This window comes from Salipaludibacillus keqinensis, assembly GCF_003226325.1.
Lineage (GTDB): Bacteria > Bacillota > Bacilli > Bacillales > Salisediminibacteriaceae > Salipaludibacillus > Salipaludibacillus keqinensis.
Genome location: NZ_PDOD01000001.1, coordinates 906768 through 919128, shown reverse-complemented (window position 1 = coordinate 919128; position 12361 = coordinate 906768). Strand labels below are relative to the sequence as shown.

Here is a 12361-nt window from a genome sequence, read left to right as displayed (position 1 = left end):
TATTCAACTATTTGAATTTATTGAAATTTCTGGATAAACCATATACAATAACATATATGATTTACTTCATATCTTATTCTTCCAAAGGAGTTGCATGAGATTATGGTCAAAGCAATATGTCAATTTAATGGCTTGCTTCAATCTTCTACAGTAGATATTAGACCCTCCACTAATGAATTCACTTTCAAAAACCAAATTTTCCAAGCAAACGATGGTCAATTACAGATCCCCGTATCCGGAACCATTTACGGAACAGCACTAAATTATAAAGGAGAGCTGGCGGCAATGGGTGACAATTTAAAAGAGGCCCCCTATAATGCCCCTCCAATTGCACCTGTGTTATACATTAAACCAATAAATACCCTATCTCCTCACTTGGCTCCTATACCTTTACCCAATGACGAAAAGGAATTACAAGTTGGGGCAGCATTAGGGATTGTTTTTAAAAAAACGGCGACTCAAGTTAAATTAGAGTCAGCGCTTGATTACGTGGCAGGCTTCACCATTGTAAATGATATGAGCCTTCCACATGAAAGTATCCATCGTCCGGCGATAAAACAAAAGGCGAGAGATGGATTCTGTCCAATCGGCCCTTGGATCGTCCATGCAGACGAAATATCTGAACCTGACAATCTAGACATTACAGTCTATGTGAATAATGAATTAGTTCAAAAAAACTCAACGAGAAATTTGATAAGAAATACCAAGCAGCTTATTGAAGATGTAACAGAGTTTATGACTCTATCTGAAGGAGATGTCCTTTTAGTCGGTACCCCAGAAAACCCTCCTCTTGTGAAAGAAGGAGACGAAATAAGAATCAACATTGAAGGCATGGGTGCACTGGTGAATACAGTCGTTTCAGAAAAAGAGGCATCTCTTCTTTCCGGAAAAACAAAGGAGGAAATGCAATGAAACGAGCACGTGTAGCAGTCGGCGGAGCAGTCCACAACGCATATGAGTATAATGGGAAAGTAAAATTAGTAGATGGACGCATATTTGCAGAAGATGAAGTGGAGTGGCTCCCTCCCGTTAAACCTCAGACTATTTTTGCATTGGGTTTAAATTATGCCGACCATGCAAAGGAATTGTCTTTTGACGCCCCAAAAGAACCGTTAACCTTTCTAAAAGGACCCAATACAATCATCGGACACAATGCTTCTACAAAACGACCTGAGGCAGTAACTTTTATGCATTACGAGTGCGAGTTAGCTGTTATCATTGGAAAGACTTCAAAACATGTTAAAAAAGAAGATGCCTATGACGTCGTAAAAGGTTATACTGTTGCAAATGATTATGCGATTCGTGACTATTTGGAAAATTATTACCGTCCTAATCTCCGTGTGAAAAACCGGGACACATGTACGCCAGTTGGCCCTTGGTTTGTCGATCGGGACGATATTGACGACCCTATGAATCTATCCTTGAGAACAATAGTAAATGGCCAGGTGACTCAAGAAGGCACAACGAAAGACATGATTTTTACCATTCCAGACCTAATCGAATATCTCAGTAGCTTTATGACCCTAAACGAGAACGACATCATTTTAACTGGGACTCCTAAAGGAACAACGGGGGTCAATGTCGGAGATGAAGTTATTACCGAGATTGAAGGCATGGGCTCCTTGAGAAACTATATAATCAGTGATCAAGATTTCCAGAAACCTTTCGAAGGAGGAGCTTAAATGCCTCATTTTATCCTAGAATACACTGATAATTTAAAAGCTGAAGGAGAAATCCGCTCCCTATTAAAAAAAGTAAATGACGTCATCATTGCACAAAATGGGACTTTTCCAACTGCTGGCATCCGTTCCCGGGCCATTGAGGTAACTGACTATGTTGTGGCAGATGGAACTGAAGATGATGCCTTTGTTCACGCACTATTGAAAATTGGCGGCGGTCGCAGCGATAAGGAAAAGAAAAAAGTTAGCGATGAGATTTTCGCCGCGATGACTGAACACTTTTCGAATTTTTTTGAAAAACGATATCTAGCCTTATCTTTTGAACTCCAAGAGTTTCAAAGCCAAACTCACAAAAAAAATAACATTCATAAACGTTATCACGCTAAGTCCTAATCTGATAAATTTATTTGATACAAAGGAAAACATGGGACAGAGGGACAGATTCACTGTGAACTGTCCCATTGTCTTTCAGCTACTTCATTTCATTTTTAGTGCCAGACTATGAAAACCTCCGGCAGCAACGGCAAATCCATCCGTTAATCCACTGACTGGCACTGGGGTATTTCTATCTATGTTAGTCCCATCTCCCAGCTGGCCAGTAAAGTTAGAACCCCAGGCTTTGATGGTTCTGTTTGAAAGAAGAGCCAGGCTATGAATTAATCCACCGCTAATGGCAGTGACATCTGCTAATCCATTGACAGGTACCGGAGTATTTCTACTCGTGGTGGTTCCATCTCCCAATTGGCCAAACGCGTTTTGACCCCAAGCTCGAATTGTTCCATTGGCTAGAATAGCCAAATTGTGAAATCCCCCACCAGCGATTGATATTACTTTCGTTAATTCTATGACCTGTACGGGTATATTTCTCTCGATGTTCGTCCCGTCTCCAAGCTGTCCAGAACCGTTACTTCCCCAGGCACGGACGGTTCCGTCGGTTAGAAGGGCCAAGCTGTGAATTTCACCACTAGCAACAGCTGCAACATTTGTTAATCCACTGACAGATACTGGTGTATTTCTGCTAATGTTGGTCCCGTCTCCCAATTGGCCAAAAACGTTATTACCCCAGGCATGGACGGTGCCATCAGATAAGAGGGCCAAGCTGTGAGAATCTCCTGCAGCAATAGCGATCACATCTGTTAATCCATTGACAGGTACTGGGGTATTTCTTCTGATGTTGGTCCCGTCTCCCAATTGGCCAGAGAGGTTATCTCCCCAGGCACGGACGGTTCCATCGGCCAGTAGCGCAAGGCTGTGATAACCCCCTGCAGCAATGGCAATGACATTCGTAATTCCACTAATAGAAACAGGTGTATTTCTATTGATGTTAGTTCCGTCTCCCAATTGACCGAAATTGTTATACCCCCATGAACGGACAGTTCCATCGATTAGAAGTGCCAGGCTGTGAAGCAATCCACTCGCAATTGCTGCTGTATTCTTTAATTCCATAACACGGACTGGTGTATTACTATCGGTGTTAGTCCCATTACCCAGTTGGCCATAAAAGTTACTCCCCCAGGCAAAAGCTTTAACTCTACGAATTCCCAATTTAAACACCTCCTTTCTGCAAAAATTGAAACACCCTTCTGGTACTAAGGAGAGTGCAGCATTATGACGTGGGATATTAATATGAAGAAAATGGTTTAATGGAGTAGACTAATATTTTAAATACAAAATGGAAGATTGGAGATATTTAAAAATGGAATTGGCTGATGAAAAATAAAATGTGTAAGTTTTCTGCCAGGCGAAATCTAGAGAAGTGATTAAAGACGTTATTTCAGTTCCAGTGCCAAACTATGAGCACCTCCCCCTGAAATGACATTAACATCTGTTAATCTACTGACCCGTACTGGTATGTTTCTGTTTGTGTTGGTTCCGTCTCCCAGTTGGCCAGAACTATTTAACCCCCACGCTCGAACGGTGCCATCGTATAAAATGGCCAAGCTATGAGCATCTCCACCTGCAATGGCTGTAATATCTGTTAATCTACTGACTGATACAGGTGTATTTCTGTTGATATTGGATTCGTCTCCCAGTTGGCCAAAAACGTTATTCCCCCAAGCCTGGACAGTGCCATCGGAAAGAAGGGCAAGGCTGTGAGCCCCTCCACCAGCAAGGGCTCTAACATTCGTTAATCCACTGACTGATACAGATGTATTTCTGCTGATGTTAGTCCCGTCACCCAGCTGTCCGGAACTATTATCCCCCCAAGCTCGGGCGGTATCATCGGACAGGAGGGCAAGGCTGTGAAATTCTCCACCAGCGATAGCTGTTACTTCCGTTAACCCACTAACTGATAGAGGTACATTGCTGTCAGTGTTGCTGCCATCTCCCAGTTGCCCGGAATTGTTTAATCCCCATGCCCGTACTGTTCCATTAGACAGAAGGGCGAGGCTGTGGTCCCGTCCAGCAGCAATAGCAATTACATTCGTTAATCCACTGACACTTACTGGTGTGTTTCTGTCGGTGTTGGTCTCGTCTCCCAATTGTCCGAAAAAGTTACTCCCCCAAGCTTGGACCGTGCCATCAGATAAGAGGGCTAGGCTATGAAATCCTCCTGCAGCAATGGCAATCACGTTCGATATTCCTCTGACACGCACAGGTGTATTGCTATCTGCGTTGCCCCCGTTTCCCAGTTGTCCTTCTAAGTTTCGTCCCCAAGCCCGGACTGTTCCATCAGAAAGTAGAGCCAGGGTATGACTGGCTCCTGCAGCAAGGGCTGTTACAGTCGTTACTATGACATGTACTGGTGTATTGCTATCGCTGTTGGTCCCGTCTCCCAGTTGTCCAAAAACGTTTTCTCCCCAGGCAAAAGCTTTAAATTTTCGTATTCCCAAATTCCCCAACTCCTTCCACCTTGATTTAAACCCATTTGTACTTAAAAATGTGTTAGCTCACTGGCTTATAATATTAATATGAAGAAAATATACTTCTGGATTGGACTAAAGGGACACAGGGACAGATCCACTGTCCCGTGGCACAAAAAAACGACAAGCACAAAGTGCCTATCGCAGATACTAAATTCTACTATATTAAACGTTCACTTCCTCAACAGTAAGCCCTGTCAATTCAGCAATGAATTAGTGATGAGTCCTTTTACTTTGCTGGGATTCCTTTCTCTGTTACTACATTATTTTTTAGTCTCATGTGTCGCCGATGAGCGTATATACAAACTAGACTTCCGGTATAACAAACAGCTGCCGATACATAGATTGCTACAGTATAACTATTAAATAAGTCAATTAAATAGCCTGTGACCATCGGAGAAACCCATTGCCCTATCCCAAAAAATAATGTAATAAATCCAATGGCAATGGAGGTTGTTTTCACTTCGGTATAGACAGTGATTGTCGCTATTATAACCGTTGGTACCCCCCAAAGAGTTAATGCATACAATACGGTCTCACCGTATAAAAGTGCGTGACTCGTCGTAAACGTAAAGGCTAGTAGTAGGCTTGCTTGAATAAAGCAAATAAAGAAAAGAGCTTTCATTCTACCCATTCGATCTGAGATACTTCCCCAAATAAAACCACTAAAAATACTGGCAACTCCTGCCGTTGCAAAGAATTGCCCAGCTATTTTTTTATCAATCAAAATCTCATTAATCAAATAGTCAACAAAAAACGTTGTGAAAATTAAATAACTAAAACCCCAAGCCAAATATATTCCACCTATAATCCAGATCATTTTATCAGTATAAATATTCTTAATCATATAACCACTAGATTCGTCCTTTTGTTTTTCGATGTTTACTTGAAGTGCCCCTTGTGAACCAATAGACTCTAATCCAATTTTTTCTGGCGATTCTACTAAGAAAAAGAAATTAATAAGAATGATAACTATTACAGCCACAGCGAGAAGCCCCCAGCTAATGCGCCATCCTTCTGTAGGATGAATAATCATTAAATACGGTACTAAAAAACCACTAATAACCATTCCAAATCCTATACCTGAATTAGCAATGCCCAATGCTTTACCTCTATATTTAGTTGAAAACCAACGACCTACTAAACTTAATGATGTTACATTCGCAGAACCTGACCCGAAACCAATGAGTAAACAAGCAAGGTAAGCAGACAAAAAATTATATACAACACTACTATAGAGCATTCCTCCAGCAAGCATTGTAAGTCCTGTAAGAATAACCGTTTTTACAGAGATCCATTTAAGTACGTATCCAACTGTTAAAGCACCTACTAAATAACCTAAAAACACTCCAGACGTCATCATACCCACTTCACTATACGTTAATTGTAAACCCTCTTTCATAAAGGGTATGATTGCTCCGAGAGAAAACCGACCAAAACCTAAACAAGCAAGTAGATTTAAAATCGATATCATTAAAATAAACCACCCTCTATGTATCTTCATAATGAAAATCTCCTTTTCCGCTCTATAAGAGACTTAACATAAGCAGTTTACGATTTTTACTAATCTTAACTTTAACAAGTTAACAGTATCGATCACTCTGTCCCAGACATTTGATTACTAGGGAAAAGGTTTAGTTCAGTATGTAGATCACTGTTTTTTTAGAAGGACCCAAAAAAATTAGATTTAAAAAAATAAACTCAAACAAAATGCCGTTATCAGGTTTAGGCGCTTTGTTTGAGTTGTTTAATTGACATCATTAGTTCCTCATTAAATCTGGCAAAAATGTGACTAGTTGAGGAAATATAATCAGAATGACTGTACAAACAATCATGGCTAATACCATTGGCGTTACGCCCCGAAAAATTGTTTGTAATGGAACATCTCTTGCCACACCTTTTATGATAAATATACTTACACCAAGAGGCGGTGTTAATAACCCTATATTTACGGCCATCACCATTATTACACCAAACCAAATCCCATCAAATCCTAATGATGTAACGATTGGATAAAGGATTGACAAGGTTAGAACAAAAATGGATAACCCATCAATAAATAATCCTAAAACAAATAAAACTAACAAAATAAAAAATAAAATGATGTACCTGTTTACGTCCAAACCACTGACAAAATTTGTGACTTCAACTGGAATTCGGCTAATTGATAAAAACTGACTGAACATATTTGCGCCCATTAAAATGAAGAAGATCATCGCAGATAGCCGTACCGTATCATCAAGGGAACTTCTAATGTTTTTAACATTCAATCGTTTTGTTATTAACGCAAACATAAACGCTCCAAATGCACCAATTCCCGCTGCTTCTGTTGGTGTAAATATTCCTGCGTAAATACCGCCAACACTTATGATAAATAAACCTAAAATTGGCCACACACCTTTTAATGTGCTAATTTTTTCAGCAAGAGGTGCTTTCACCTCTCTTACAGGGGCTAAGCTAGGATCACGCCGGATTAGAATTTGAATTGTAATCACGAATAAAATAACTTGTAAGATACCAGGTATAATTCCAGCTATAAGAAGGGCTCCAATATTTTCACCAGTTAATATTCCGTACAAAATTAAAATAACACTAGGAGGAATTAAAATCCCTAACGTCCCCCCTGCTGCTACACAAGCCGTTGATAAACTTGGTTTGTAATGATATTTCTTCATTTCTGGCAATGTTATCTTTGCTACTGTAGCGGTAGTCGCATTAACTGAACCTGAAATCGCAGAAAATATAGCCGCTGTACCAATCGTTGCCAAAGCTAATCCTCCACGCATATGACCGACCCAACTATCTACGGCACGGAAAAGGTCTTTTCCTAAACCACAATAAGATAAGACCATCCCCATCAATATAAATAAAGGTATAACACTTAAAGAATAAGAGAATGCCGTTTCAAATGGGGTTCTTCCAAGTTGTAGCAAAGCAATGTCCCATCCTCTTATCATCCCAGTGCCAGCCAATCCAACTATTATTAAGGCACCTGCTACTGGAACCTTCAAGATAAATAGAATTAGTAGCAGGACTACCCCTAATATTCCAATCATCTCAGGACTCATTTTTACTTACCACCTTTTGGGCATAGACTATTGCATTCATTACGGCTGTCAAAGCAAAAACAGTAGTACCAATAGTTGCCATAATAGCAAATATATATATAGGCAAGTTTAAATCTCCTGTTACTGTATTTGAATGGAATAAACGCTGAGAATTCCCCCACAATTGAAATGCTAATAAACCAATGATCCCTGCTATAAAAATATTGATAAAACTATTCATGATGTTTTGTACTTTTTCAGGAAACTTCTCTACTAAAAAATCAATTGAGATGTGTTCTTTTACGTTATGTGTATAGGCTAATCCAAGAAAAATCATCATAGAAAGTCCTGATTGGGTAAAGTCATAAGTTCCTTTAATCGGAAAGTTAAATATCCAGCGCCCCAATACATCCGCGGTAATCATCAGCATCATAGCCACTAAAATAAGTTGGGCTACATAATGTAGCCCTTTAGATAAACTATCAATGAATTTTTCCATCCTCTTCACTTCTTTTTAATAGATTAGTTATTGCTTATTTCTAAAGCTCGATCATACATTTCTTGAGCTGGAACACCTTCCCCTTCCATATTTGCAATCCAATCCGCGATAATAGGTTGGAAAGCTTCTTCCCAAGCTGTTAAATTATCACCAGATAGCTCGATAAATTCGACACCGTTCTCACTGCCTGCGTTATAGCCATTCTCTCCAGCTTCGTCAAAGACTTCTCCAGCGTGCATCGACATCTCTAATTGTGTTAAATCGTCAAGAGTAGCTCTATCAGAATCGGACAGGCTATTGTAAGCCTCTGTGTTCATTACTCCGAAAAATGGTGTTGCAGAAAAATTTCCAACTGTTACATAATCTACAACTTCGTAGAAACTGTAGTCAGCAAGTGTTGAGAATGGAGCCATAGCCGCGTCAATCGCTCCTCTTTCTAATGCCTCATAAACTTCTCCCATTGGCATTGATACTGGCGTTGCCCCTAATGCTTCAAGCATTTCAGCTCCTGCTGGTGAAGGAGTACGTACTCTTAACCCTCTTAAATCTTCTGGAGTTTCAATTTTAATGTCTGGACTTAGAATTTGAGCTGGTTCTGCAGAGAATAAAAATAATGGGGTTGTCTCGTCATGTTCTTCTTGTAGCACATCAAATTCTTCATATAGCGACCAGAAAATTTCTCCTCCTTTTTCAGCTGATTCTACCAAGAATGGTAAATCGATAATTGTTGTAGCAGGGAATCTTCCTGCTGAATATGCATGTACACTTAGACTAAAATCAGCTTCACCTGTAACTGCCATATCATAATGGGCACCAGGATCACCTAATTGATTGTTGTCATATATATCTGAAGTGATTCTTCCTTCTGACGCCCCTTCCAAATCTCCAGCTAACTGTTCGATTACTTCGGTATGAATAGGATGGCTAGCAGGTAAGAAATGTGAAAACATGAAATTGTGCTCTTCACCTTCACTCACCGCTTCAGAATTATTGTCTTCATTAACTACGTTAGAGTTATCTCCTTCATTTTCACCTTCACTAGCTACCTCAGAATCCTCATTGCATGCACTTGCCATAAAAAATAAAACAACTAATAGAAATAAAAGCGGTAACTTACTCGTTTTCATCAAGCCTTTCTCCCCCTTTTTTTATCATTACTTCTAAAACGTACCGACAACTAATCAAGTTGCAAATTTTAGTATGACACTATTTTAACGTCATACTAAAATTTCACACTACTAGATACAAGAATAATAACGCTTACAATAAAACATGTCAATATAATTTACAGAAAATTTAATTAATTAAATTTAAAGGAAGTTCGAGGGCGGTTCTCGGGTGACCAGAGGGACGGTTCTTGCGGTTAAACCCAGTTAATCTCTCTATTCTATCGTTGAATAATAGCTAACCCTTATTTTTTAAGGGAAAAGGCATTTAGATAGTTGTTATAGAATATAGTTAAAACGTGTTTGTGAATCTTTCTACCCAGCTCTCCTTAGGCAAATAATCAATCCTTTTTCAGCCAGAAGAACCGTCCCTCTGGTAAAAAAATCTAAATTAAAAGGAGTAAGAGAATGAGAGTATTAGTGGTTGGAGCAAGCGGGGCTACCGGTAAACTAGTCGTCAAACAGTTAATTAAAAATGAAATCAATTCTCGGATTCTCATTAGAAAAAGCGCGGTTCTTCCTGTAGAAATAGTAGAAAACTCATTAGTGGAAGTAGTTGTGGGAAGTATCTCGGAATTAAATGATTCTGAGATCAATAGCCTTATAAGCGACTGTCATGTGATTATCTGTTGTCTAGGTCACAATATTACGCTCAAAGGGATGTTTGGTAAACCTCGCAATTTAGTGTTTGGTGCCATAAAAAGAATTTGTGAGACAGTGAAAAATACGGAGAACAAAAAAGTAAAGTTAATTCTTATGGGTACCACAGGTTACACGAATACTTTCTTAGGAGAGAAAAATTCTTTGGTAGAAAAAATCATTTTTTCTTTACTGAAGCTTTTGCTCCCGCCTCATCGTGATAACGTAAAGACGGCAACTTATTTGATTACCGATATTGGGAAAAAGGACAAAAAGATAGATTGGGTGATTGTGCGACCCGATACTTTATTCAACCAAGAAGATGTAAGTCCATATGAAGTTTGCGAATCCCCTGTGCGAAGTCCACTATTCAATGCAGGTAAAACTAGCAGAATAAATGTAAGTCATTTTATGACTAAACTAGTGACAGATGATCAAACATGGAAGCAATGGCAGTTTAAAACTCCAGTAGTTTATAACAAATAACCATGGGGACGGTTCTTGAGAACCGTCCCTTTCGTTAGGTGCGCTATACTCTTCGGTTTCCGCGCTATATTTCGTAATCGCGCGCTATAAAATGTATTTCCTGCGCTATAGGAGCGAACTCGTGCGCTATAGGCCCTGTCAAACTTCTCCGGTCACCATTTTACAAAGTTTTCAGAATTTTTGTTGAACTGAACACTATTATGTGTAATACTGATTGTAAGAATTGGTACATATTTCTAAAAAAGGAGAGATGAGGGTATGCTTAGGAAATGGGTAATTGGAATAACTAGTTTGGCTTTTGTGAGTTTAGGGGGCATGTCCACCGTCATGGCTGACCATGAAGAAGGAACAGTAAATTGTGGTGATTTTGACACGGGAGAAGAAGTTTACGAGTTTTGGACTTCTCATGGGTATAACTCAGAAAATGATCCAGAAAGATTGGACGGAGACAGTGATGGTGTTCCATGTGAAAGTCTCACATCTAGTATGGAAAGCGAATTCTTAGCCTATGAATCTGGTGAAGACTCAGCTACAGAGGATGAGTCGAATTATGATGATTCTAATGAAGAAGACGTAACGGATGAAAATGCTACTGAGGAAGATGCTTCTGAAGAGGAAGCCACTGAAGATGATGCTGTTGAGGAAGACGCAACTGAAGAAGAAGCAACAGATGAGGAAACTCTTGAAGAAGATGCTGATGAAGCAGGGGCTGGATCAGAAGAGAGCTCAGACGAGGGTGATGCCCTTCCAGCTACGGCTACTTCCTATCCGATGATGATCTTGCTTGGTCTTTTGACTGCAGGGGCTGGTGCTTTCATGCTCATCCGCCGCAAAGTTGTTCAAGCTTAATGATTGTTTTTGCTAAAAAAGAAGTTTTCAAGCATTTAAAATGATCTCTATAAAAGCCGCATTGAATGAAAACGATTCAATGCGGCTTTTTGATGTCTTATGATCACTGTATAGTGTCTTTCACACCAATGAGCTCAGCTTGGATAATATAACGATCGGGCGCGGCTCCTAGGTATTCAAAAGGATAACAAGTAGTAAGAGTAAGTGTTGGGGTTTCCTTATCCACAATGACGGTTCGATCGTCTGCGTCTGTGATCCATGTTTTACGGATTTGGTATTCGTACTCTTTTTCTTCAAATTTCATATAGAAACGGTCTCCATCCTCCAGCTCACCAAGTTTTCGAAAAACGGTGTCTCTGTGGCCTGACAAAACCGTATGCCTCATTCCATCCGGCGGAGTTGTGAAATCACTGTCATGATAGCCCACTCCTTGATCTAGCGTATCATCATCTGTGCCCCAGTAGATTTCGTAAATCCGTTCCAGCTTTGGAATGACCAGCTCTCCTACCTGTTCACCCTTTTCATAGTCATATTCTTTTACCTCGTCCAGACTATTCTCCTCTGCGACAGTTTCATTTTCACTAGATTTTTGATCAACGCTAGTCGTTTCATTATAAACTTCACTATAGCGGGTATCATCCCAATTTTCACTAATCGCCTGAGCTCTGTCCTTATCTTGAATGACGCCGCCCGTGCCTGAAAACATTTGCCATGAACTCCACCCGGCCATAAGCAATCCACCGGCCATTATAAGAAATAGAAATCGGTTCACCATTGGATCATCTCCTTCCCGGGTAACCAGAGGGACGGTTTTTTTGGTCCACCTCAGTTACATAATAGTCATCTATCCCCTCCCACTGAAAAAGGTGTGAATAGGTGGGTGAAATCTAAAATAGTTGATGTCTGTGAGTATTTCTATCGATCTCGTGAAAGGAATGTTAAGTCCTTCTCGCTAGTCGAAATCTTTTTTACAGCCGCGAGAACCGTCCCTCTGTCTGTTCGTTACACCTATATTAACATAAATATCCAAATACATGTTGTATCCTATATAAATGAAGTAACGCGCCATAGTAAGTGACTTCTGCGCTATATTTAAGGGTTCGCGCGCTATAATGAACACCTTCTGAGCTAT

At 39.9% G+C, this 12361-nt stretch carries 12 protein-coding genes; 5 read left to right on the top strand and 7 right to left on the bottom strand.

Annotated elements, in window-relative coordinates:
• Positions 1-102: 102 nt before the first annotated feature.
• From CR194_RS04725 to CR194_RS04715, 3 genes are read left to right on the top strand one after another with little or no spacing between them, the layout of a single operon-like run.
• Positions 103-912, top strand: a complete 810-nt coding sequence (locus CR194_RS04725) for a fumarylacetoacetate hydrolase family protein (protein WP_110608465.1) — start codon at positions 103-105, stop codon at positions 910-912.
• Entirely contained in the window at positions 909-1682 is a 774-nt protein-coding gene (locus CR194_RS04720) for a fumarylacetoacetate hydrolase family protein (protein WP_110608464.1), read from the top strand. Before CR194_RS04725 ends, CR194_RS04720 begins: the two co-directional genes overlap by 4 nt.
• Positions 1683-2072 (top strand): 5-carboxymethyl-2-hydroxymuconate Delta-isomerase, encoded by a 390-nt coding sequence (locus tag CR194_RS04715; protein ID WP_110608463.1) that lies wholly within the window; start codon positions 1683-1685, stop codon positions 2070-2072.
• Positions 2073-2156: 84 nt separating this feature from the next.
• On the opposite strand, the gene CR194_RS04710 is transcribed toward CR194_RS04715, so the two are convergent.
• The 6 genes from CR194_RS04710 to CR194_RS04685 form a co-directional block, all read right to left on the bottom strand.
• The gene (locus CR194_RS04710) at positions 2157-3224 is read right to left on the bottom strand and encodes an RCC1 domain-containing protein (protein WP_199228118.1); all 1068 of its coding nucleotides are present in this window, start codon (positions 3222-3224) and stop codon (positions 2157-2159) included.
• Positions 3225-3448: 224 nt separating this feature from the next.
• Entirely contained in the window at positions 3449-4513 is a 1065-nt protein-coding gene (locus tag CR194_RS04705; RefSeq protein WP_158282168.1) for an RCC1 domain-containing protein, read from the bottom strand.
• Positions 4514-4772: 259 nt separating this feature from the next.
• The gene (locus CR194_RS04700) at positions 4773-6047 is read right to left on the bottom strand and encodes an MFS transporter (protein ID WP_110608461.1); all 1275 of its coding nucleotides are present in this window, start codon (positions 6045-6047) and stop codon (positions 4773-4775) included.
• 256 nt (positions 6048-6303) lie between these two features.
• Complete coding sequence (locus CR194_RS04695; protein WP_110608460.1) at positions 6304-7611, bottom strand: TRAP transporter large permease; 1308 nt, start codon at positions 7609-7611, stop codon at positions 6304-6306.
• Positions 7601-8089 (bottom strand): TRAP transporter small permease, encoded by a 489-nt coding sequence (locus tag CR194_RS04690; protein ID WP_110608459.1) that lies wholly within the window; start codon positions 8087-8089, stop codon positions 7601-7603. The genes CR194_RS04695 and CR194_RS04690 overlap by 11 nt, the downstream gene beginning before the upstream one ends.
• 23 nt (positions 8090-8112) lie before the next feature.
• A complete protein-coding gene (locus CR194_RS04685; RefSeq protein ID WP_110608458.1) occupies positions 8113-9216 on the bottom strand; it encodes a TRAP transporter substrate-binding protein in 1104 nt (367 codons plus the stop codon).
• 447 nt (positions 9217-9663) lie between these two features.
• Here CR194_RS04685 and CR194_RS04680 point away from each other — a divergent pair, with 447 nt between their 5' ends.
• Together CR194_RS04680 and CR194_RS04675 are read left to right on the top strand one after the other, a co-directional pair.
• On the top strand, positions 9664-10380 hold the full coding sequence (locus CR194_RS04680) for an NAD(P)-binding oxidoreductase (protein WP_110608457.1): 717 nt from the start codon (positions 9664-9666) through the stop codon (positions 10378-10380).
• Between the two features lie 258 nt (positions 10381-10638).
• On the top strand, positions 10639-11229 hold the full coding sequence (locus tag CR194_RS04675; protein ID WP_110608979.1) for an LPXTG cell wall anchor domain-containing protein: 591 nt from the start codon (positions 10639-10641) through the stop codon (positions 11227-11229).
• A gap of 103 nt (positions 11230-11332) precedes the next feature.
• Here the strand turns inward: CR194_RS04675 and CR194_RS04670 are convergent, their stop codons facing one another.
• Positions 11333-12004 carry a class D sortase gene (locus CR194_RS04670; protein ID WP_110608456.1) on the bottom strand — a complete coding sequence of 224 codons (672 nt, stop codon included), beginning with the start codon at positions 12002-12004 and terminating at the stop codon, positions 11333-11335.
• Positions 12005-12361 lie beyond the last annotated feature (357 nt).

Coding starts and splice junctions, on each gene's coding strand:
- CR194_RS04725 (WP_110608465.1), top strand. CDS start 103: ATGGTCAAAGCAATATGTCAATTTAATGGCTTGCTTCAATCTTCTACA.
- CR194_RS04690 (WP_110608459.1), bottom strand. CDS start 8,089: ATGGAAAAATTCATTGATAGTTTATCTAAAGGGCTACATTATGTAGCC.
- CR194_RS04715 (WP_110608463.1), top strand. CDS start 1,683: ATGCCTCATTTTATCCTAGAATACACTGATAATTTAAAAGCTGAAGGA.
- CR194_RS04700 (WP_110608461.1), bottom strand. CDS start 6,047: ATGAAGATACATAGAGGGTGGTTTATTTTAATGATATCGATTTTAAAT.
- CR194_RS04695 (WP_110608460.1), bottom strand. CDS start 7,611: ATGAGTCCTGAGATGATTGGAATATTAGGGGTAGTCCTGCTACTAATT.
- CR194_RS04675 (WP_110608979.1), top strand. CDS start 10,639: ATGCTTAGGAAATGGGTAATTGGAATAACTAGTTTGGCTTTTGTGAGT.
- CR194_RS04720 (WP_110608464.1), top strand. CDS start 909: ATGAAACGAGCACGTGTAGCAGTCGGCGGAGCAGTCCACAACGCATAT.
- CR194_RS04685 (WP_110608458.1), bottom strand. CDS start 9,216: ATGAAAACGAGTAAGTTACCGCTTTTATTTCTATTAGTTGTTTTATTT.
- CR194_RS04680 (WP_110608457.1), top strand. CDS start 9,664: ATGAGAGTATTAGTGGTTGGAGCAAGCGGGGCTACCGGTAAACTAGTC.
- CR194_RS04670 (WP_110608456.1), bottom strand. CDS start 12,004: ATGGTGAACCGATTTCTATTTCTTATAATGGCCGGTGGATTGCTTATG.